The following is a 20,345-nucleotide window of genomic DNA, read 5'->3' on the forward strand; positions in this document are numbered from 1 at the left end:
GAATACGAACTAGAGCTGGACTTGGTCTGTGAGCTGTTCCAGCTTCGCCGGCCCGATGCCGGAGACCTCGAGGAGCTCTTCCACGTCCTTGAAACCGCCGTGCTCCTCGCGGTAGGCCACGATGGCCTGCGCGGTCACCTCACCGACGCCCTTGAGTTCCATGAGCTCTTCGGCGGTGGCGCTATTAAGGCTCACGCCGCTGCCGCTAGCGCTGCCGCCTGGGCTGCTGGAGTTGTCGCCGGCGGGGGCGGGTTCGCCGGGTGCGGGAGCTGGGGCGGCGCCGGAGGGCAGGATGTGGAGCTGTTGGCCGTCGGAAAGCCGCTGCGCATGGTTGAGAGCCATGGTCTCGGCGCCTGGTAGCGGCTGGGCGGCGTCGAGGGCATCGGCCACACGCGCGCCGGGCTCGAGTGTTTTCAGTCCGGGCTCTGCAACTTCGCCGATGACCGAGACGATGATCTCGCTAGGCTCTTCGCTGGGGGCCGCGCCTGGGCTCATTGCCGCAGGCTCGGGCATGCCGGAAGATTCTTCGGAGCGTGCATTGATGCCGAGCCAGACCACCATGCCGATGACAAGGAGGACAGCCATGGCGCAGGCTTGCCAGGAGCTGATGCGCAGTCGCGGGCGCGGGTAATCGACGGCGAGGAGCTCTTCCTCGCCGGTGGGTTGGGTAAATTCGCGGAGTCGTTCGCTGATCTTGGGTGCCGCCATGGCGCTGAGCCTAAGCCCGAGCGCAATTAAGTGGTATGCCAGGCGAAGGCGGGCTGTGGATAACTTGTTGTGGGTGTCAACGAACCCGGCGCGGTGGGCCTAGTTATCCACAGATCGGCGCGGCGGGAAGGCGCGGGGTCGACCACGTGTGTGAGAATGCACAGGTTCCGCGGGCGGCTCGGAGCTAAACACGGCGGAGACGCCAATGGCGGAGGGACCGGCGTGGACAGAGAGGACGTCGTTAAGCGGAGTGCAGATAAAGGAGGACCCCTGCGGCAGCGCCGCTTCAAGGAGCGCCTCCAGCTTGGCAGCCGCATCTTCGGCCTGGTTGTGCTGGATGGCGACGAAGGCCGGCTCGCCGTCCGCGCGGGAGGCGATGAGGTCCACCAGCTTGGTAAAAGCCTTGGTCTGGGTGCGGGTCTTGCCCACCAGCTCCAGCTTGCCGCGGGTAATCGACATAATCGGCTTGGTGGCCAACAGCGCCGTAGAAAGCACGGCCGTGGCCGGGGAAAGGCGGCCGGAGCGGCGCAGGTCCTCCGTGGAATGCAGGTAGACCCAGGTGGCCGCGCGTTTCAGAGTATCGATGGCCGCGGCGTAGCACTCGTCCAAGCTGGCGCCACGGGAGGCGAGCTTAGCCGCGGACATGGCGGCCGCGCCCATGGCCATACCGGCCGAACCGGAGTCGATCACCCGCACCGTGTGAGGAAAGACGCCGGAGGCGGATACCGCCGCAGAATAGGTGGAAGATAGCTCTTTGGACAGATGTATGGCCACCACGCCCTCATCCTGGGCGCGCTCCATTTCGCGGCCGTAGGCGGCAGCCAGCTCCAGCGCGCTCAAGCCCGAGGTGGAACGCTCCAGGCCATCCTTGCCGTGGCTTTCCATAAGGTGCAGGTCAATGACGGTGATGGATAGCTGTTCCGCCAGCTCCGGCGGCAGGCCCGCGGAGGAATCCGTAATGACGCGAACCGTCACTAGATATCCGCCCCGCCGTCCCCAGTGACCTCGCCGCCCATATTCCAGCCGTCGAAATACCACTGGGCGCTGCGCACATTGTCTGGGGTGAACTCCAAGGAGGATAACGGCGTTTCCGGGTTGAAGTCCGGGCGGGCGGTCAGCTGCGACCAGTGGGTATTCTTCAGCCCGGAAAGGATGCCGTACTGCGCGTGGTCAAGGCCCAGCAGGTGGCAGGTCAGCGCCGAGATAGCACCGCCATGGGCCACGATGAGGACGGGGCCCTGGTCCCAGCCGGCGAAGTCTGCCATGAGCTCATCGACGACGGGCCGGGCACGCTCGGCCACATCCACGCGGGATTCGCCCTGCGGCGGCGCCCAAGTGGGGTCGTGGCGCCAAATGGCGCGCGCACCTGGAAACTCCTCATCCACCTCGGCAGAGGTCCTGCCCTGCCACCGGCCTAGGTGGGTCTCGCGCAGGCGGGCATCCGTGGTGAAGTCCATGCCAAGGGCCTCGGCGACCACGCGCGCGGTTTCGCGCGCACGGATGAGGTCGGAGGCGACAATTTTAGACACTCCCTGATCCTGCAGCAGGCGCGCGGCGGCGCGGGCCTGCTCATAGCCCAGCTCGGACAGCTCAGTGTCCAAGTGGCCCTGCATGCGGCCGGTGGCGTTATAGGTAGTTTGTCCGTGGCGGATCAGGATCAGGCGGCGGCTCATGCGAGTTTAAAGCTCCTCGTCCTCACCAGGGACCTTATCGGCCAGTGGGAGCTCATCGATGGAATCGACTTCGCGCGGGTTAACGCCATTGGTCCATTCGCCCGGGCGCTCTGGGGCCTCGATGCCCTCAATCTCTAGTGCCGGGCAATCGTGGTACAGGCGATCCAGACCATAGAACTCGCGCTGGTCATTGCGCTGAACGTGGACGACGATATTGCCATAATCCAGCAGCACCCAACGGTTCTCGCGGTTGCCTTCGCGGCGCTGCGGCTCGAAGCCTTGCTTGGTCATTTCGTCTTCGACTTCATCCACGATGGAGCCCACCTGGCGCTCGTTGTCTGCAGAAGCAAGTACGAAGACCTCGGTGATAGCGAGAACATCGGAGACATCAATGGCCGCGATATTGGTGGCCAGCTTTTCTTGCGCGGCGTGGGCCGCGGTTTCTGCCATGCGGCGGGCGAGATCAGAAGTAGACAATGTGTAAAAATTCCCTTTTCGCGTCTGAGTATATTCGGTATGAACTATCTCTATTGAGAGTCTATTCTTGCACGTTTAGCAGGCCCGTGCCCAAAATCTGGGGAAGGCCGCGGAAGTTTCTACAAAGGCTTATCTGGGTTGGGCCCGTAGAGATTATTCTTGGTGATGTACTGCACCACCCCATCCGGAACGAGGTACCACACGGGCTGGCCTTGAGCGGCGCGTTCGCGGCAAGCGGTAGAAGAGATAGCCATCGCGGGAATGTCGATAAGATCGATATCCTCCTGCGCATCGGCGGGCAGCATATCTGCGCTTAGCTCATAGCCGGGGCGGGTAACACCCACAAAGTGCGCCATCTCCAGCATCTCTTCCCAGTTATGCCAGCTCATGATGGATGCCAGCGAATCGGCACCGGTAATGAAATAAAACTCCGCCTCCGGGAAGAGTTCGCGCAGGTCGCGCAGCGTATCGATGGTATAGGTGGGCCCCTCGCGGTCAATGTCTACGCGCGAGACGGTAAAACGCGGATTAGAGGCCGTGGCCACCATCGTCATCAAGTAGCGGTGCTCGGCCGCAGTGACGTCGCGGTGGGACTTTTGCCACGGCTGGCCGGTGGGAACAAAGACGACGGTATCGAGGGCAAACCGGTGTGCAGCCTCGCTGGCCGCTACCAGGTGGCCGTTGTGAATGGGATCAAAGGTGCCACCCATGATGCCGATGCGCTGTGGGCTAGTCATGGATGGCGATTATAGCCGCACTACTAGGGGCGGGTCTGACCGGTACCCTGCAAGATCCACTTGGTAGAGGTCAGCTCCGGAAGTGCCATAGGGCCGCGGGCGTGCAGCTTCTGGGTGGAAATGCCGATTTCCGCACCCATGCCGTAGACCTCGCCATCGGTAAAGGCGGTAGACGCGTTGAGCATGACTGCGGCGGCATCCACCTCGTTGCCAAACTTCACTAGGACGTCGGCATCCTGCGCGGCGATGGCCTCGGTGTGGCCAGTGGTGAATTCGGCGATGTGGGCAATGGCACCGTCGACGCCGTCGACCACCTTGGCGCAGATATCCATGGACAGCGACTCCTCGCGCCAGTCCTCCTCGGTGGCCTGCACGGCATCCTTGACGCCGAAGGCCTCGAGCTCAGCGACATCGCCGTGGATGGTCACGCCCGCCTCCTGCAGCGCGGTGATGATGCGCAGCTTGGCGGAGTCGTCCAAGGCGGCGTCGATAAGCACGCACTCCGTGGAGTTGCATACGGAGGTGCGGCGGGTCTTGCCGTTGATGACCATGTCGATAGCCTTGTCCAGGTCTGCAGAGGCATCCACATAGAAGTGGCAGTTGCCGGTGCCGGTCTCGATGGCCGGGACGGTGGCGCCGGTGACCACGGCTTCAATGAGCTTCGCACCACCACGCGGAATGACCAGGTCCACCAGGCCACGAGCGGTGATGAGGTCCTGGACGGAATCGTGGGTCTCGCACGGCAGGAGCTGCACGGCCTCGCGCGGGAGATCGAACTCGGCGAGGGTATCCTGCAGGATTTCTACCAGCTTGGCATTGGAGTTGCGGGCAGACTTGGAACCGCGCAGCAGCGGCACGTTGCCGGACTTGATGGCCAAACCAAAGGCGTCCACGGTGACGTTTGGGCGGGCCTCATAGACCATGCCCATCACGCCGAGCGGGACGCGCACCTGCTTCATCTGGATGCCGTTGTCCATGGTGCGGCCCTGCAGGATCTCGCCTACTGGGTCCTGCAGGCCGGCTACCTGGCGCAGGCCACCAGCGATGCCTTCGACGCGCGCGGCGTCGAGGGATAGGCGGTCAATGAGGGACTCGGACATGCCGCGCTCGCGGCCAGCTTCGATATCTTGCTTATTAGCGGCGAGGATATCCTCGGTGTGGGCAATGAGGTTTTCGGCTGCGCGCTGCAAGATTTCGTTCTTGCGCGGCGTGGATAGCTGCGCCACGACGGGCGCAACATCCTTGGCAGCACGGGCTTTGGACAGAACTTCTTCGCGTTCAGTGTTGCTCATGCCATACCAGCCTAACGAAAGGCCACGCGCTTTTCAGCGACCTCAGCCGCGGTGGGGTTAAGCTGGCCATCGTCAGCGCGGTTACCGGGGCCTATCCATCAGTAGCCGGCTTCAGTATCTACTTCCGTGGGGATTGCCTCACCAGCGGCAAAGCGCTCCATGACCTTTGCTGCATGCGCGCCGATGCGGCGGCGCACCGAATACGGCGGATTGGCAAGGTGCGGGGTAATGACCACGTTGGGCATGTCCCACAGCGGGTGCCCATCGGGCAGCGGCTCGGGGTCGGTGACGTCCAGGCCGGCGCCGGCGATCTGGCCGGCGCGCAGGGCCTCGACCAGCGCATCGGTATCCACCAACGGGCCGCGCCCAACGTTAATGACCACGGCGTGGTTCGGCATGGCGCGGAAAGCAGAGGCACCGAAAAGCTGGCGGGTTTGTTCCGTGAGCGGAGCGAGCGCCACGAAATAATCGGCGGTCGGCCACACGCGCTCGATATCGGAGGTGGCATAGGTTTCATCGGCGCCTTCAACCGGGTTACCGGAGCGATTGACCGCAATAATGCGTGGGCCGAAGCCTTCTAGCATGCGGATGAGCCGCTTTCCGATGCCCCCGGCACCCACCACCGCCACCGTCTTATCCTCAAAAAGGAAGCTGGTGTGGGCCTCGACCTCATCGCGGTTATCCCAGCTCGTTCCCACGCGCTTGTGCGCATGCAATTGGGCGAGCAGGAGCGCAATGGTGGACTCGGCCACGGTGGCATCATATAGCCCTGCCGCGTTCGACCAGCGGGCGGAGGTATTTCGCATGACGTCGAGCAGGTGGTCCACACCAGCAAACGGGACTTGGACTAGGCCTACGCTTGGCGGCAGCGGCTGCGGGAAATCATCCGGGCCACCGTTGAAGATGAGGGCCTCGGCCTCCTCCAGTGGGGCGCGTTCGTGCCCGGCGGCATCGAGGGCCTGCAGGGTTTCCTCCCACGGGGTGGGCAGCATCGCGTACTTCATTAGTATCCGGCCTCCACATCGACGCGGGTGGGCATGGCCTCTCCCCTCTTCCACGCCGCAGCATTGGCGTTGAAGATGGCGCCTAGGTGATATTGAGCTACGTGCGCAGAGGCGGCCATGTGGGGCGTCATGGTGCAATTAGGCAGATCATAAAGGGGATGGCCATCGGGCAGCGGCTCGGGATCCATAACCTCTAAGCCGGCGCCGGCGATGTCGCCGCTGCGCAAGGCTTCCACGAGGTCATCGGTTACTACGGTGCTGCCGCGGCCGACGTTGATGAAGATGGCGGAGGGCTTCATGGCGCGGAAAGTGGCGGCATCGATAAGCCCCTCGGTGTCCTTGGTGGCCGGGAGGATGCAGAAGATGAAATCCGCCTCGCCCCAAACGTGCTGGGCTTGGTCCATGGGCACGACCTCATCGGCGCCTTCCACCGCGCGGCCGGAGCGATTGATCGCGGTAATGTGCACGCCAAAGGGCTGCAGGAGCTTAATGAGCTGCTTGCCGATGCCCCCAGCGCCAAAGATCGCTACCCTCTTCGGCCCTTGCTGGTTATAGAGCCAGGCCTGGGATTCATCCAGCTCCTTGGCCACCGACCACGTAGCAGCTTGGGCGAAGGCCTTGTGGTGGTGCGCCTGGGAAAGGGCCAACCCGAGTGCGGACTCGGCCACTGGCTGGGCAAAGGCGCCGGCGGAGTTGCACCATGGCACGCCGTCTGAGGTAATGATGCCTGCATCAATGAGCTGATTGACGCCGGTAAAACAGTGCTGCACCCAACCGATATTCTCCGGCATCTCCGGGATGCGGCGCGGGTTGGGCGCATTATTGATATAGACCTCGGCGTCCTCGATGCTGCTTACGCGTTGGTGCCCGGCAGCCTCGATGTCTTCTACCATCGGCTGCCAGGTTTCCGGTCCCATGAAATACTTCATGCCCCAACCATACGGGGAATCTCGGACTCGGGTTTAGATGCGGGAAGCGAAGTTGGAGAGGTAATCCGCATGGACGACGGAACGGCGCTGCTCCTCAGGAAGCTCTTCCATCTTCTTGCCCTTAATGGCGTGCAGCTCCTCGGAATCGAAGCGCACTTCACCGCGGCCGATGACCTCACCATTCGGGCCCAGGATGTCGATGATTTCTCCCTTGTTGAACTCGCCTTGCACATCGGTAATACCAACGGCGAGCAGCGAGGTGCCGCCCTTGGTGACGGCCTCCTTGGCGCCTTCATCGAGGCGGACGGCTCCACCGGTATCGGCGCAGTAGAGCGCCCAGAACTTCCAGGCAGACAGCTGGCGTTCCTCGCGGGTGTGGAAGACGGTGCCCACGGAGGCGTCGGCAAGCGCGGGCCCAATATTGTCCGTAGAGGTCAGCAGCACTGGAATGCCACCGCGGGTAGCCAGGCGTGCCGCGGAGACCTTGGTGGCCATTCCGCCGGTGCCGACCTTGCCGCCATCGCCAGCAACAACGCCCTTCAAGTCCTTGCCGGTGCGCACCTCATCGATGAACTTGGCATCCGGCTCGGCCGGATTCTTATCGTAGAGGCCATCCACGTCGGAGAAAAGGAAGAGCGCGTCCGCGCCCACCAGGTTGGCCACCAGCGCCGAAAGGCGGTCGTTATCACCAAAGTGCATCTCGGACGTCGCCACCGCATCGTTCTCGTTCACGATCGGGATGGTGCGCAGCTGGCGCAGGCGATCAATGGTGCGCTGCGCATTGCGGGCACGGTCGCGGTGGCCGGTATCGGAGGCGGTCAGCAGGACCTGGCCGATGGTGCGCTTATAGCGCGCAAAGGACTGGCCCCACACAGAGGCCAAGTGCACCTGGCCTACGGACGCAGAGGCCTGCTTGGTAGCCAAATCGGTGGGACGCTGGTGCAGGCCGAGCGGGCCCATACCGGCGGCAACCGCACCGGAGGAGACGATGATGACATCGGAGCGGCCCATGCGCGCATGGACAGCATCGACGATGTGATCGATCTTTTCTTGGGAAACGCGGAAATTTTCATCCGTGAGGGAAGAGGAACCAATCTTGACCACTACGCGCTTTGCCTGCGCGATGTCGCGGCGGAGATCCGATTCAAAACCGGACGCCACCGGATTTTCATCGAGCGGTTCCGGGAAAGGGGTATCAGCGGTAGGACCGTCAAATGGCTCTACCGGAAGCGGAAGGATGGGTTCTTTCTGTTGATCAGAAGACATACCAACCGAGTTTACAAAGCCCATCCTCCAGCACACCCCAAGAATAGGGGGTTCTGGAAACTAGCCCTGCCACCTATCGCGGTTAGCGCCCTCGCGAGTGACCTCTTCATCGGTGCCGTAATCGTATTCATCGACAAGACCACGGCGCGCCTGCGAGGCGCGCTTGCGTTCGGCGGCGGAAACGCGGCCGGTGCCCTTCAGGCGGGCGTCCTCGCCACGGCTTGCCATCGTTGGATCGCCACCAGTCATCGGCTCCCACTCGAAGGTGATGCCACCGATGGTTACCGGGCAGCCCTCCACTGCGCCCTGCTCGCGCAGCTCATCTTCCACACCAGCCTTGGCCAAGCGGTCAGCCAAGAAGCCCACTGCCTCATCATTTTCAAAGTCAGTCTGGGTAATCCAGCGATCAATCTTCTTGCCCTCAACAATGAAGCCACCCTCGACCTCAGGATCAGGCTTCACGGTGAAATCAGCAAACGCGCCGGTATGTTTCTTATGCCCCTGCGCCTTGGGATGGATAACGGTGTGGTTCTTATCCTTTTTCGGCAACGGCTGGGCCTTGCGGTGCTCGGTCACCATATCCATGAGCCGGAACTTCAGCGGGTCCAGACCCTTGCGAGCTACTGCCGAAATAATAAAGACAGGCCAGCCAAACTTCTCTTCCAGATCATCCTTGACAAATTCCGCCAGCTCTTCGGCCTCAGGCACATCTGCCTTATTCAAGATGATGACGCGGGGGCGCTCACGCAGATCCCCCAAACCAGTATCTTCCTGCAAAGCCTCCTGGTACTTTGCCAACTCATTTTCCATCGCCTCAATATCAGAGACCGGATCACGGCCGGGCTCAATAGTGGCGGTATCCACCACATGGGCAAGCACCGCCGTGCGTTCAATATGGCGCAAAAAGTCTAGGCCGAGCCCCTTGCCATCGGCCGCGCCCGGGATAAGCCCCGGCACGTCCGCGATAGTAAAGGAGCTATCTCCCATATCCACCACGCCCAGGTTCGGCTGCAGCGTGGTAAAGGGATAATCACCGATCTTTGGCTTCGCGGCCGACAACACCGAAATGAGCGAGGACTTACCTGCCGATGGAAACCCCACCAGCCCTACATCCGCCATGGACTTCAGCTCGAGGATCAGATCATGGGCCTGGCCCGGCTCACCTTGTAGAGCAAACCCCGGTGCCTTGCGGTTCTTTGAGGCCAATGCGGCATTACCCAAACCGCCAAAGCCGCCTTCTGCGGCCACGAACCGCGTTCCCGGAACGGTAAGGTCCGCAAGGGTTTCGCCCTTTTCAGTGCGGACCACCGTGCCCGCCGGGACCTCCAAAATCAGGTCTTCACCGCGAGCACCATTGCGCATATCGCCGGCACCGTTGCCGCCGCGTTGCGCCTTAATATGCGGGCGGTAGTGGAAATCCATAAGAGTATGGATTTGTTCAGAGACCTCGAGGATGATGTCACCGCCGTGGCCGCCATTGCCGCCATCAGGTCCGCCCAAAGGCTTAAACTTCTCGCGGTGGACAGACACACAGCCGTGTCCACCGTCGCCTGCTTGCAGGTGCAGGACGACGCGGTCAATAAAACGTGCCATGTTCGCCTTCTCCTCGAATTATCGTGGGATCTGAAGTCTATCAGTTACCTTCTGAATTCAAACTAAACCAACGGCCAGCGAGGTTTAGCGCCCAGCCCCCGATCCACCTTCAGCATCTCCAACCGCAGACTGGTGCTCCTGTGCGGCTTCTTGTTCTTCCCGCTCTTTTCGCTTCTTTCGTCGGCGTCGGTTTTTCCACAAAATGAGCAACACAGTAAGCAAAACGATGAGGACGACGGCAATCATCCACCATGACCAACCGAACCCAGCGGGCGATGGCTCCGGATTCCCGGGATCCAACGGATAGCGCTCCGCATGAACCAATAACCTATCGGTATTAAGCCCATATGGGGTACACGTAATGAGCGTAATTTTATCGTGCCCTGGTTCATAGGTAACGGCTTCATAATCATCGGGTTTAACTACTTCCCGGCTGGTCATTTTGTACCGCAAACGCTCCCCCATTACGTCGATGAAGATATCGTCGCCTTCTTTAAGGGTAGGCAAACGGTCAAACATAGATGCATTGACCATGCCGGTATGCGCCGACAGCACCGCATTGGTACCATCCCCACCCACCGGCAAGGTTGACCCAAACATGTGACCAGCCCCCTGATACAACACCTTTGGCGCGGTGGTATGGAACACCGGCAAATCCACATCAATCGACGGAATACGAATGCGGGCAATCATTCCCTGGGGCCCATCCACATTCAGCTGCGACATATAGTCTTCCATCCCGGGATCCGTGTTCACCGGTGGCCGAGCGTGTGGCCCCTCTGCCAAAAGACGGTCATTGTATTCGTGGGCCCGTTGTAGCTGCCGCTCCTTTTCGTCTTGGCTTAAATCAGCGACCTGTCCACTATAGGCTTCTGTTTGTCGCATCAGCTTATTATGGTTTGCCAGTGTTGATACCACTGGGTACAGCAACAGCAAAGCCCCCAGAAGCAGCGCGATGATAGACACTGCATTGCCCTTCTTGCGCTTATTTTGCGTCGAGGCCAGCCTATCCTTCGCGCTTGTTGTCACAATTAACCCTCGTCCTTTTCGGTTGCTGTGGCTGAATCTTCCTCGTCATCACGGCGCCGGATCAACAAAATGATACCTACGAGTATCAACAGCACCGCTAGAACTGTCACGCCAATAACGGAAGCACCCGTGGAAGCGAGGCTGCCTACAATACCGCCGTGTTCTCGAGGTTCATCGCTAGTTTCGGGATCGCCTTCTTGGGGCGTCAACGGCCCTGTGTGCCCATCTTCATCTGGGGGCGTGGGAAAACCTGGAATATCACTTGGCCTATCCGGGCGCGGCTGAGAGGAGCCTGGCTCCTCAGGTTCAGCGGAGGGTCGCGATGTGGAAGGTGCCGAGGCGGAAGGCTCCGGCTCCGTATGCTGCGTTACCGCCGGAGTGGGTTTTGAAGTGGTGGTTCTTGACTCAGAGGGCGGAAAACACGATTCAAATTTATAGATAGGAACGTTGGTGCTTGCCGACGCCTCCACCTCACTGCGCTGTGCATCCATGCCATCCGTGGCTAATGTAGTTGTTGCACGCAGCTCTCCCGTAGCATCTTGCCTAGCCCGTGAACGAAGCGTGACCTTAACTGCGGTATTGGGGTCTAATTCACGAAGCTGCGCCAGCTTATCTAGAGCTTCCTTTTTAAGTTCAATAGTGACGCTGCCTTTTTTCTTTTCCACGGTGTAGCTCTTCGCATCTAGCTCGAGAACTTCCCCTGCACCAACAAGACGTACGGACTCGACTTCAACGTAGGTAGCTGACTCTGACTGAACCGAGTCCGTGCCACCATCCTGTGCTTCATGCATGTCCGATAACTCTGTGGTGAGCCGATAATGGCCAATCGACCCATCCGTGCTCGTATTCGGGGTAGCAGCAGAAATCTCGTATTTCACCACACCGCCAGGGGCGACCGCATAATGCTCACTAGGAACTAAGCACGACGTCCGCGGAACAATACTGACGTTGAGGACTTGTGCTTTCAACTCCACCCGATGTTCTTCACCATCACCAGTAATAGCTATGACAAAGGGAGCATAAGACACGCTCGGATCTTGGGAACCTGGGTTGTCTGCGATGTCAATCAAATAGATCCCAGGCTTAACACCGCGGAAGGTGGCTTTGCCATCGGCAGTCAAAGCCTCATCTATGCGGACGAAGTCCTCTGGGCTGTCTTTGAGCAGCCGGGGAACATCAAGGGCCGGAAGATCCTTAGTGCCCACGCCGTTGATGCGCGAGAGCACCAGTTTTCTATCTCCAATTTTCCCAAACCACTCGGCCCCCACTGACTCAGTGAGATCGACGTGCACGTCGCTGGCCCGACCGTTCAACGTTTGAGCAGCTGCTACCGCGGTTTCTCCTGTACCGAAAGATGGCACTACCAATGGTTGTGCCGCCAAGCCCGTTAAGAGGCTAGCCGCAACAACTCCCGCGCGAAACATGCGCGGCCGTCGTTGTCCTTCACCCACCTTCAAGACCTTCCTTCGACAGGGCGTCCAAGGGCACGCCTAGCCACGAGCCCTTGCTGCTCAAAAACTATTCCGACGCCGACTCTAGGCCGCGCCGGAATAGGCAATAATCGCAGGCTAAGCGTTACGACGCTTCAGCTGATAAGCAGCACCACCGATGAACAGCAGGGCGCCAAGGCCCAAGATAATCAACATAGTGCGCATACCGGTGGCCGGGAGCTTGCCCCAGATATTATCCTTCACGTCATCCACAGTGGCGGTAAAGATGACACGCTCATCACGTTTGTCCTGCGAAGCCGTCAGGTGCTGTGGGTCTGGGTTTACCAAATAGCCTGCCGGTGCCTTAGTCTCAACCGCACAGTAATCCTTCTCCGGATCAAATTGCAGGAAGTAGCCGTCTGCTACCGCTGCCTTGGTCTTATCGGCACCTACAGCCTTAAGGGTGGCGTCCGCAGCAGCTGTACCTTCAGCGTTGGCACCCTTAATCGGGGCAGCACCATCAGCTACCGTCCACTTTCCACTTTGTTCGGTACATTCAAAGACCTGGAATTCAGCACCCTCACCATTTTTATCGTCCTCGGTGGGATTACCATTCAGGTTCTTAGTAATGGAAACATCGTTGTAGTGGGTGACCGTCGGACCGTCTGTTTTATCTGTCGGCGAGGTGTTGATGTCATTTCCGTTGATATGTTCAACAGCGGTGTTGGTGATCTGACCGTTGGCCGGAATCTTCACAACTTTTGCATCGAACTTAATTTCCACTGCCAAATCTGGGTGATCAGCTCGCGCCTGCGCCAGTTTTTGAAGTCCCGAATCCGTGAAATCGACGGTCAGGTTCTTACCAGAAATCTGTACGGTGTAGTCTTCGCCACGAACAAGATCGACGCCCTTGGCTGCAACGGAAACTTGGTCTGGAGTGCTTGCATAATCAAGGTATTCGGACAGATCATCCGTCACCTGCAGCTTTGGCAGGGTACGCGCACCACTCTTATCGACGTCGCCAGCGGGAACCGGTGCGGTGATGGTGTAGCCAATATTATCTCCGACGTTGGCATTGTTATTAGTGGAAGTCTTCTTTGGCTGAATGAGCTGGTTCTTTGGCGATACAGTCGGATTGTAGTTAATAGACCCGTCTTCTTGGGTCATAGGAATAGTGACCAGGAACGGCGAACCAACAGTGTACTTGGAGCCTTGCACTGGAAGCTCAGTAACCTTGTACAGGCCTACTGGAAGACCATCAAACTTGGCAGTGCCGCTTGCATCGGTGGTCAGCTCTTTAGCCTCAAAACCAGAGTCAATCGTTGCGGCGTCGGGACCTGCAGCGACTTTATCTCCGGCTTCCTTCCAGCCTGCAGCGGTGTCGAGAGTATTGTCCATTTGAACTTTCTCGATCTTGAACTTCATGCCCTCGAGTTTGTTCTCGGAGCCTACTTCACCACTACGCTTGTCAATCGTAAGGGAACCCGTTGCTTTGGCATCAATGGTTTGGCGGGCCGAAGCAGAAGGAGCGGCAGCGGTTGTGGTGTCGCCAGGCGCAGCAAATGCCGCAGGGCTAGCAGCGGCCAATCCGGCGGCGAGTGCAATAGCGAAAGTCTTGGAAACAATACGAGACATATAAGGGTTGTCCTCTCGTTAATACCCATTTCGACTTTTCCAAATGAGCCGACAGAGTTGAGTGAAGGAAATTCTGAACAGAGTATATGTGACTACATAACCCCAGCACAAGCGGAAGAACCATTAAATCTAAGCATCGCAAAATAGTATCTAACGAATACTGATTCCAGATCCTCGCACGGGCGTTTTCACCCATGGAGATACTTATTGCGAAGCTCCTTCCGCAGGCAAAGTTTTGGGTCATATTTTAGTTTTCTTGCAAACTAGTCCTCCTTTAATAGGACTGCTTTAACCGAAATTCGGCCCTAATCGCCGCGAAATCTCGCGGCCATAAAACACGCGCTCCAGCCGTTCATAGACCTGAAAGCGCTGCGCATTCTTTGAGGACACTGCCCCACTGTTCCCGCCCCTTTATTTCAAGGAGCAGAAACAGTGCGCGGCGCTTTAATCTTGACCGGTTGGACAATCTTCTTCGTCATCTTCATCTGGACGACGCAGATAGCGCCACAAGCCGAAGCCTAAGAGGATCAACCCAAGTACCAGTACCCACACCAAGGTCTGCATTCCGGTTTCTGGCAATAGACCTCCGATGAGCCCAGAAGGTCGAAGCGCTCCGTGAGAATCACTAGCGGAGGTAGTGAACTGGTGCCCGCCCTCAGAGGCCTGCGCGGTCACCTTTACTTCAGGCTGGCCTGAATCCGGATAGCGATAGGTCTCGTCCTTATCTCCTGGGATTACAACGTCGAAGGAGCAAGCGAAAGATTCTCCCTTAGCCAGGGACTGTGGCGGTGCACATACGCTCGACGGAACGACTCCATCTTCACCTACTTGTACCGATGTGCCGTCCTTAACCAAGGTTAGTCCGGCAAGAGAAGCATCTTCGATCCGGAAGTCGGACAGATCATACGCGCCATCATTGGCTACCTCATAAGACATACGCATCTTCTCGGCTTTTGCAGGCAACAAGGTGGTTCCAAAGAGATCGCCGGTTAGGTTACCCAAAGGCGTGCCCTCAATCGACTTCGTGACGCTTATACCCGCGAATTTGTTATCGGCGGTCAGCGTCCAACGGTCACCAGAACGGGAGGTATCTTTCCCGTCTGTCACCGGCCGAACCGTGAACGATACCGGTCGAATCGGCTCAGAACCATTTTCCTTGGGGGTGCTAGGGATAGCCGCAGAGTGTTCAGTATCTGCTTCTACCAAATCGCCATGCTGAGAAATACGGAAAATCGAGTCATTGTTCTTCACACCGTCATCTACTTCATTAACGGTGCAAGGACTGTTCACCGGAATGTTTTTAATCGTATAACTTTGTCCTGCCTTAAGCGTGAACGCATTGCTCTGCGAAGAATCGCTCAACGCTGGATCGCTACACGAGTGCTCGAACCCGAAAGTAGCATCCTTGCCAACTGCCCCATCTGCAGTCTTGGCAAAGGTGGCATCATAATGAGCCCTAGGGTGGTAAATATCCGCACCGATTACTAGCTCCGTCCTATCCGAAGGAAGATTTCCAGCCGTAGCGAAAGAGTACTTGAGGTTCTTTTTTTCGGCAGATACGTCTTCGGTAGGAATATCCGAAAGCAATCCTCGTGCACCATCACGCTCGCCTTGTGACCATTTGGTGTACTGAGTCAACGGGGTTCGTTGGCCGTTCGTCACCTCAAGTTCGCCGCGGGGCTGTAGTGCTGGACCGCTGAGCTCCAGTTCACAGTCAACACCCACTGGCAGATCCATAGTTTGGCCATTTGCTGGGGCTTGGTCCGATTGGGAAAGCTCTGTAGCAGCAACAGAAGCTAGTGGGAATTGTAGAGAGGCCGCCGAGTCAGCGGGGGCCTTGCACACGACTTTAGCTTCATATCCTTGGGAATCAGCGCCCACCAGGTAACCAAAGTTACTCAAGACTAGTTTCACAGGAGCAGTCCGTCGCTCAACGCGATTGACAAAATGCAGGTCCTGAGCGTCACTTGCGTCTGGGGCTGGCGCATACGCAGTCACGGTTCGCTCGTCTGGTGTAATCCGCAAAGTCTGCGGAGTGCTAGAGCTCTCTTCTTCAGCGAACCTGCAGTAAGAACCAGCAGGGACGATAGCTTCGTCCGAAGCTAAGGACAAGATGGACTCATCACCGTTTGAACCTGTGGCGTTAAATTCCGATTTCTTCAACGTCGACGGCAAGATATAGCTCGACTGCGGACGCAGCTTCTCTGGAATAAAAGAGGTCTCGCCAACATTATTTGTCTGGTAGCCAATGGCCTTGCACTGCATAGTGAAATTGAAAGGATAATTCCCCGGAATTTCCTTTAGGTTGCCATCTTTACCCACTAGATCCTTACGGATCTTTACCTTTGAGGTTTCGTACTCATAGTGGTTGTCGAGACGAATCTTATTGTCATTCGGTTCATCCACGGTAAGGAACTCTGGCGAGGTTGTCTTTTCATTATCCAGCTTCTGATCTGGGTAAGCGTTTCCACCTTGCCTATCCACCACCCAGTCAACATACGCGGGCCGTAAGTACGCATTTAGGTCATCGCTGCCATCGTTCATGGTCAGTTTTAGGGAGCCAAAGTGGTCACCAGTAATCTGGCAATCCGCACCCACCGGGACACCGGTAAAGGTAGTCTTGCCTTCGCCCTTAATGGATCCGCTTTGGCTCTGTAGTACTGCCTCGTCTCCCGTTTCCGGATCACGGCAGACTAGATCAAAATGGTGATCATAAAGCGCATCCTGCAGATCCTTATTGGCATTCTTGTACTGATCACGAATGCTTTCGCTCGGCAAAACTGCCTGTTTGCTGAGCTCAATATACGTGGTTCGACGGGAATAGGTATTTACGAAAGTTACGTTGACACTGTCGGAATTGCCTACGGTAAACTTCGCCCTTCCTCCCTCGGTAGGGGTTCCGTTGACATTAATCGACTTGTTCAGGGTGATGCCCACCGCTGTGGTTGTGTCTCCCTCGGAGGCAGTACAGTCAGAGCCCACGTTGACCTGGATAGGTTCGCTTGGCCGTCCTTGTTGAACGGTCGTTGTCACGTCAATGCCTGCGGAACCATCTGGGTTAGTACATTTCAGTTCGACAGGGAAGATACGCTCCGACTTAATCTTGCGGCGTGCATCAGAAATCAAGGAATCAGGGTCATTAAACTCCACCTGCTTGGAGTCCTCAACCGAAGATTGAATGAAGTCATAGTGATGATGCACGTCCATGGTTGATTGGTCACCAATAGTGAACTGTGCCCCATCGCCAATATCGTTGCCTTCAGTATCGTCCGCAGCGTACAAGTATTCTGAATCATTGCGAATTGGATATTCGTTGCCGCTTTCAGAGGTCCGCTTCTTTGAGTCTCCAGACTCTTTTAGGGAGCAATTAGTACCCTTCGGGATTTTCTGGGCAGGAATAACTACCTGATCGCCGGATTTAAGGTCAAAATTGGTGGTATAGCCATTGTCACACCGCAATGAATACGACAACGATTCAGGTGCAAGAGTACTCCGCCCGCCTGTACGCAAGGAAACCGTAAGGCCTTTTCCGGCAGGAGTGAATGTATTGGTTACCGTTGCGGTATTGTTCTCGGCGTTGACCGTTGTCTTTGCGCTATCAACATCTGTGCTGAAAATAATTCCACCAGCAACATTTGGTGTCTCTTCAGTGAAGGTGCAGTCATTGCCATAGGGAACACCCAACTTTCCATCTTGGCTATTTAGCTTCGAGGCAAGGTCGGGATCATCAGATACCAACCGCATCGTTCCATCACCTGGCACGACTACTTTACCGCTTAGCTCAACAGGCAGAACCTTACCGTTATCTCCCGCAATGTTTCGGGTTCCACATCGATACGTGAAAATATAGGAATCGGGTAGCACACCCTCGACTTGTGAATCTACAACCTTATGCAGGTCGACGGTTCCCAGTTTTGGATCGTAGATGTTTGAAACCGTCACAAGGTTGCGGTCTGTGCCAGAAGCCTTGCGAATAGTGGTTATTTTTTGAGATTTTGCGTCGGAATTATCCAGTTCCGTTACCTTGTCGCTAGCATCCGAGGCGCGAACCTTAGCACCTTGAAAGTGCGTAGTGGTGGTATCTCCTGGTTCATTTTCCCAGACTAAACAATCTGCACCGATTCGTACTTCGCCGACGCTCTTTTCGCCGTCCGCCGCGGTGATTGTAGTTCTACCCTCACTTACGGTTTGTCCCTCAGAAGAGCAACGATAATTAATATCAAAATTTAATGCCTTTAGCTCGTCGTTACCCGCGGCCAAACCTGTTATCTCTTTGCGGATAACTAGAGGCGAAGTTAAATAGGAATAGCTGGTTTCGAAGTGTAGTTCCTTTGTTTCGCCTTGCTTATCCAAGGTGAAGTGAAAGCCATTGTTTCCATCAGGATCAAGGTGCTGGCCGTTAAGGGAACCGTCGCGCTTATCCAGTTTGATCGTTTGGCGTTGCTGCTCAGTAAGGTCAGTCAACGGGGTTAAGACGCAGTCGCGCCCCACTGGAAGATCCGGAATCGTCACGGCGTTGGTGGGGTTAGATTTAGTCAGATCAAAGGAGACTTCTCGCTGCCCCAAATTGGTGCCCTCACACCGCACGCCGAATCGGTAGGTTCCCCCTACCTTCCCGTCGCTGACAGGCTTTCCCAAAATGTGCTTGCTCAGTTTCAGCGAAGCTTTTTGATAGTCATAGTTATTTAAAGCTTTGGCTGAACCCGCAACAACACCACTGGTGTCTCCTGCTGCGGGGCTAAGATCGACCTTAACGGGGCTATTAATATTTCCTGAGGCCTGTTGCCCATTCCAAGACAGACTGAAATCGATCCCTGCACCGGGTTGACCACCATCCGTCAACTTCTCAGTTACAGTACAACTAGCGCCCTGAGGCAATCGATCGATTACGGTGTTTGTACCACGCTCGAGCTGTACGTCATCTTCCAGCTTGATGTCTGGGTATGCAGTCGTGAACCCAGCAGGCGCGGTGCACTTATAATGCAACGTAAATTTTTGTAGCTGCACGTCACTAAAGTTCGCAGCTGAACCTTCTACGTTCTTGCCCAGGGTCAAAGAAGCGGGCTTAAATTTTGACTTCCATACAACGCTACAATTAGGTTGTCTAGTTTCGCTTGAAGGCAATAGCAGCCGAGACGTTCCACTCGCGGTATCTTTTTCAAGAGAGTACCCATCAGGAACGCTACCCCCTTTAATTACCTTGGTCTCGCTAGCTCCCTCGGAGGATTTAAGCGTACAGGTCCATACGGGGTCATACCGATCGAATGCCTTGTCCTTTGGATTAGTCTGCGACCGAAAGCCAAGCCGGTCCTGCGCAGTACCCGTCGTGTCCAACCTGCGCATCGCAGTGGTATAACCATTTTCTGGTGCCGGCAAATCGGTATCCGCATTCCCGTCACGTAGGAACGGAGTATAGCTAGCAGTTCGGGTTTGACCGCTCAGCTTTTCCTCGGTCGTGGATTCTACTTGGGCGAAATCCTTGGCGGAACCGAAATTGATTCGGCTCAATGCCACGCCCATGGCGACGGCTTGGGTACCGTTGCGAAAAGAGCCCATGCTGATTTCCATTTTTTGCGGTTTATCCACTCCAACGATCCAGGAAGCGTGACTGCCGGTTTGCTTTGAATGGCAGACAAAACCGCGGCTCCTTCCATCGGCGGCTGAGCCCCACTCCTTCTCTATTGGTTCAGTACCCGCACCAAACTTGAGTTCACAGGCACGTTTCTCACCGGTTCCTGATTTGAGCTCGGTGGGTGCGCTTACTTGTCCTCCGTCCACGCTGATCATTTCACCGGGACCGCCCGCACCGGTTGATTCCGCATCGGCGACTGCGAACCGATAATTCGACACGGGAGAAGAGTTGTCCCCTCGTTTGACCACTATGTTATCCAACGTGAACCTAGTGAAGCTATTGTTGCCGCCCGTCATTTGCAGGACGTCCTTGAGATCTTCACTTCCTTTTTCAAAGAAGCCAGGCTTGCCAAAGACGGCTAGGTTCCACGAAGGATTGGGTTCCGCAGTATAGTTGGTCGCCGAGTCTTTAGCAGCAATCGAGAGATCAAATTCAATGGTGTAGTCGCCAATCTTTCTGGTCTTGTGACCAGGCGTGGTCATGTTGCTAACATCCAACCAACAAATTTGGCTCGCCCATGGCTCGGTTACGCCGGTTCCCTTACGGAAGGCGCAGTCCCCAAATGGCGAGCCAGTGGTCGTCGAGGTAGTAGCGGCCTCAGCCTGAGGCTCATTGTGAGGCACTACAAGGAGCGTGAACCCGACTAAAAGGATCGTTACACAGGCCATCAACCGCACGGTGAGCGGACTATGGAAACGATGCTGGCTATTGGCAGAAAAAGCCATATTTGCGTAATCCTTCCGGTTACAAAACCGCCGAAAACTATATGATCCGTTTACCGCATAAACGCACAATCTCAGCGCTATTCCTCAAGTATGTTACTCGGTAAATTAGACCTTTCCAACCGTGTGACAAGGATAAATGAAGAACTTATTGGGTTCCCGTCAAGCTAAAATCAAGGATTTTATTTCCCCATAGAATCTATTCCTTCAAGTGCTCC

General features: G+C 56.8%; 14 protein-coding genes. All 14 read right to left on the minus strand.

From position 1 onward, the window contains the following. Positions 1 to 9: 9 nt before the first annotated feature. Positions 10 to 708 carry a ComEA family DNA-binding protein gene (locus tag QP941_RS06030; RefSeq protein ID WP_284868373.1) on the minus strand — a complete coding sequence of 233 codons (699 nt, stop codon included), beginning with the start codon at positions 706 to 708 and terminating at the stop codon, positions 10 to 12. Positions 709 to 807: 99 nt separating this feature from the next. Beyond that, the gene (locus tag QP941_RS06035) at positions 808 to 1,683 is read right to left on the minus strand and encodes a DegV family protein (protein WP_284868374.1); all 876 of its coding nucleotides are present in this window, start codon (positions 1,681 to 1,683) and stop codon (positions 808 to 810) included. Then, complete coding sequence (locus QP941_RS06040) at positions 1,683 to 2,381, minus strand: histidine phosphatase family protein (RefSeq protein WP_284868375.1); 699 nt, start codon at positions 2,379 to 2,381, stop codon at positions 1,683 to 1,685. Before QP941_RS06040 ends, QP941_RS06035 begins: the two co-directional genes overlap by 1 nt. Positions 2,382 to 2,387: 6 nt before the next feature. Further along, positions 2,388 to 2,831, minus strand: a complete 444-nt coding sequence (gene rsfS, locus QP941_RS06045) for a ribosome silencing factor (RefSeq protein ID WP_179387589.1) — start codon at positions 2,829 to 2,831, stop codon at positions 2,388 to 2,390. 146 nt (positions 2,832 to 2,977) lie between these two features. Further along, on the minus strand, positions 2,978 to 3,595 hold the full coding sequence (gene nadD / locus QP941_RS06050; protein WP_269953599.1) for a nicotinate-nucleotide adenylyltransferase: 618 nt from the start codon (positions 3,593 to 3,595) through the stop codon (positions 2,978 to 2,980). Between the two features lie 23 nt (positions 3,596 to 3,618). Further along, positions 3,619 to 4,887: a glutamate-5-semialdehyde dehydrogenase gene (locus QP941_RS06055; RefSeq protein ID WP_284868376.1), complete on the minus strand. Its 1,269-nt coding sequence runs from the start codon at positions 4,885 to 4,887 to the stop codon at positions 3,619 to 3,621. Positions 4,888 to 4,985: 98 nt separating this feature from the next. Beyond that, positions 4,986 to 5,891: a D-isomer specific 2-hydroxyacid dehydrogenase family protein gene (locus QP941_RS06060; RefSeq protein WP_284844217.1), complete on the minus strand. Its 906-nt coding sequence runs from the start codon at positions 5,889 to 5,891 to the stop codon at positions 4,986 to 4,988. After that, positions 5,891 to 6,820 (minus strand): D-isomer specific 2-hydroxyacid dehydrogenase family protein, encoded by a 930-nt coding sequence (locus QP941_RS06065; RefSeq protein WP_284844216.1) that lies wholly within the window; start codon positions 6,818 to 6,820, stop codon positions 5,891 to 5,893. The genes QP941_RS06060 and QP941_RS06065 overlap by 1 nt, the downstream gene beginning before the upstream one ends. A gap of 33 nt (positions 6,821 to 6,853) precedes the next feature. Continuing rightward, the gene (proB, locus tag QP941_RS06070) at positions 6,854 to 8,086 is read right to left on the minus strand and encodes a glutamate 5-kinase (RefSeq protein WP_284768941.1); all 1,233 of its coding nucleotides are present in this window, start codon (positions 8,084 to 8,086) and stop codon (positions 6,854 to 6,856) included. Positions 8,087 to 8,146: 60 nt separating this feature from the next. Next, complete coding sequence (gene obgE, locus QP941_RS06075; protein ID WP_284768942.1) at positions 8,147 to 9,679, minus strand: GTPase ObgE; 1,533 nt, start codon at positions 9,677 to 9,679, stop codon at positions 8,147 to 8,149. A gap of 84 nt (positions 9,680 to 9,763) precedes the next feature. Next, on the minus strand, positions 9,764 to 10,708 hold the full coding sequence (locus tag QP941_RS06080; RefSeq protein WP_284868377.1) for a class C sortase: 945 nt from the start codon (positions 10,706 to 10,708) through the stop codon (positions 9,764 to 9,766). Positions 10,709 to 10,710: 2 nt separating this feature from the next. Then, the gene (locus QP941_RS06085; RefSeq protein ID WP_284868378.1) at positions 10,711 to 12,000 is read right to left on the minus strand and encodes a hypothetical protein; all 1,290 of its coding nucleotides are present in this window, start codon (positions 11,998 to 12,000) and stop codon (positions 10,711 to 10,713) included. A 276-nt stretch (positions 12,001 to 12,276) separates the two neighbouring features. Next, positions 12,277 to 13,773 (minus strand): SpaH/EbpB family LPXTG-anchored major pilin, encoded by a 1,497-nt coding sequence (locus tag QP941_RS06090; RefSeq protein ID WP_284844213.1) that lies wholly within the window; start codon positions 13,771 to 13,773, stop codon positions 12,277 to 12,279. Positions 13,774 to 14,217: 444 nt separating this feature from the next. Next, positions 14,218 to 20,130 (minus strand): DUF5979 domain-containing protein, encoded by a 5,913-nt coding sequence (locus QP941_RS06095; protein WP_284868379.1) that lies wholly within the window; start codon positions 20,128 to 20,130, stop codon positions 14,218 to 14,220. Positions 20,131 to 20,345: the final 215 nt, after the last annotated feature.

It is taken from the genome of Corynebacterium sp. MSK150 (genome assembly GCF_030229215.1).
Taxonomy (GTDB): Bacteria; Actinomycetota; Actinomycetes; order Mycobacteriales; family Mycobacteriaceae; genus Corynebacterium.

Excerpts from the sequence above, each read along its gene's own strand:
- QP941_RS06030 (WP_284868373.1), bottom strand. The coding sequence starts at position 708 with ATGGCGGCACCCAAGATCAGCGAACGACTCCGCGAATTTACCCAACCC.
- QP941_RS06040 (WP_284868375.1), bottom strand. The coding sequence starts at position 2,381 with ATGAGCCGCCGCCTGATCCTGATCCGCCACGGACAAACTACCTATAAC.
- rsfS (WP_179387589.1), bottom strand. The coding sequence starts at position 2,831 with ATGGCAGAAACCGCGGCCCACGCCGCGCAAGAAAAGCTGGCCACCAAT.
- nadD (WP_269953599.1), bottom strand. The coding sequence starts at position 3,595 with ATGACTAGCCCACAGCGCATCGGCATCATGGGTGGCACCTTTGATCCC.
- QP941_RS06055 (WP_284868376.1), bottom strand. The coding sequence starts at position 4,887 with ATGAGCAACACTGAACGCGAAGAAGTTCTGTCCAAAGCCCGTGCTGCC.
- QP941_RS06060 (WP_284844217.1), bottom strand. The coding sequence starts at position 5,891 with ATGAAGTACGCGATGCTGCCCACCCCGTGGGAGGAAACCCTGCAGGCC.
- QP941_RS06065 (WP_284844216.1), bottom strand. The coding sequence starts at position 6,820 with ATGAAGTATTTCATGGGACCGGAAACCTGGCAGCCGATGGTAGAAGAC.
- proB (WP_284768941.1), bottom strand. The coding sequence starts at position 8,086 with ATGTCTTCTGATCAACAGAAAGAACCCATCCTTCCGCTTCCGGTAGAG.
- obgE (WP_284768942.1), bottom strand. The coding sequence starts at position 9,679 with ATGGCACGTTTTATTGACCGCGTCGTCCTGCACCTGCAAGCAGGCGAC.
- QP941_RS06090 (WP_284844213.1), bottom strand. The coding sequence starts at position 13,773 with ATGTCTCGTATTGTTTCCAAGACTTTCGCTATTGCACTCGCCGCCGGA.
- QP941_RS06095 (WP_284868379.1), bottom strand. The coding sequence starts at position 20,130 with ATGGCTTTTTCTGCCAATAGCCAGCATCGTTTCCATAGTCCGCTCACC.